The organism is Prolinoborus fasciculus, from assembly GCF_056724605.1.
Window position 1 is genome coordinate 1 of sequence record NZ_JBWZQN010000130.1, and the last position, 1,634, is coordinate 1,634.

General features: G+C 30.5%; 2 protein-coding genes and 1 pseudogene. 1 reads left to right on the forward strand and 2 read right to left on the reverse strand.

What is annotated here, in order from left to right:
- Positions 1–82 precede the first annotated feature (82 nt).
- Positions 83–541: a hypothetical protein gene (locus AC1P5O_RS16505; protein ID WP_262466984.1), complete on the reverse strand. Its 459-nt coding sequence runs from the start codon at positions 539–541 to the stop codon at positions 83–85.
- 711 nt (positions 542–1,252) lie between these two features.
- Between AC1P5O_RS16505 and AC1P5O_RS16510 the strand changes: the two genes are divergently transcribed.
- The gene (locus AC1P5O_RS16510) at positions 1,253–1,477 is read left to right on the forward strand and encodes a helix-turn-helix domain-containing protein (protein ID WP_016807076.1); all 225 of its coding nucleotides are present in this window, start codon (positions 1,253–1,255) and stop codon (positions 1,475–1,477) included.
- A gap of 66 nt (positions 1,478–1,543) precedes the next feature.
- Here AC1P5O_RS16510 and AC1P5O_RS16515 read toward each other — a convergent pair.
- A pseudogene (locus tag AC1P5O_RS16515) lies at positions 1,544–1,634 on the reverse strand (IS5/IS1182 family transposase); the annotation flags it as partial.

A 1,634-nucleotide genomic window follows, 5' to 3' on the forward strand; every position in this document is an offset into this window, starting at 1 on the left:
GAAATTCATGCACGTGTAGCAGTCCTTAACAGATTTACGGAATTAGGTCGACCACTTACCCAAGTTACGCCTTAAATTTGGCTCAATTAGGGGCGCTTTGCATTTCAAATCTTTGTGCAACAAAGCCATTACCAAATGGAACAGCACCTGCAGCACCTTGTTTAGTCGTCACAATTGTTGTAGCAATTGTTTCAGATGCATCTGTTTCATGTCTAACAAACGTAGTATTATTAGCACCGGCATTTGCAGTTTGTAAATTCAGAACATAAGGGGTATTTGTTGTAATTGAATAATTTGTAGTTTGGGTTCCACCAGCAGCAGATAATACTATTGCATTTCCACCAGTTAAAACACATTTCTTATTAATTTTAAGTGAAATTGGAATTTCTTTTTCACAGCCTAAAGTATTACATTTACTCCAGTCAATGGGTGGTTTAGGAGGATGATAACCACCTCGAGCTGCTTCATCTTCTGCAAAAGATGCCGTAGAACAAGCACCAAGAACTAATGCCGCTAATGCCGATTGTGTAATTTTGTTCATGATTTTCTCCATTTCTTTTTAATAAAAGAATATGTATATGTAGTTATTTTAACGATTACGCTGTAACTCTTATTATTATGAGTAAAGTTAAGTAACCGTTAACTTATCTTATTATCTTTGAGCTAAAAATATGCAAAAGTTTATTATTCACAATACTATTCTCTATTTTTGGTTTTTTATTTGTTTTAAAAAATTTAATCCTATACTTATAAAAGGTTAAGACAAAAAATAAATTGATACAATTTAAAAATGTTTCTAACTATGTCAAATAAAAAGAATAAAATAATCTTTAAATTTTATAAAAAACAATTAAACCACTAATTTTATTATTTTTTTATAATTTACCTTAATTTACAAAAAAATAAAACAAAGTTACGAACTTTACAAATAGTTGTAAATTATGCAACTTTATTTAAGAAATGTGTGATTTTGTCGAAACTTTTGCTTTCTTTTTCATACATCAAGACTTTTCTTAGCTATGAAAAACTTTCTAAAAAGCAATAATTAATATAAATTAACTAAAAAAACAATATGTTAATATACAATAATCTTCTTTCATAAATAAAAATTGAACACTATTTTGCTTAATATTCGTCCTCTAATTTTCTTGGCATTCGTGCCTAATTTATGAATGAAACACATCGATTCAAAAAGTTTTCAGAAACACAGTTTAAGCGATATACAGGCATATCATGGTCAACTTTTTATTTAATGGTTGATCAATTGAAGAAACATGTTTTAACTCAAGGCAGACCGCCCAAGTTAAGTATTAAGGATCAGATTCTGCTCTGTCTAAGCTATTGGCGAGAATACCGAACCTTATTTCACGTTACTACGAGTTACGGAGTTTCAGAGCCAACAGCCTCAAGAATTGTAGGTCATGTCGAAGATTGGCTGATCAAGGCTGAACTAATACAATTTATAAAAGAACTCTAATATATGAACCGCTACCACAATTGCAGCTATTTAGGGTCTGTTGACATTTACTGTTCATAATTAACCCTATAAAGGTAGCCATAAAAATATACAGGCTAAAGCAACAGAACTTTGATAATTTCTTTTGAGCTTGTCATATCGAGTAGCTATTCCTCTA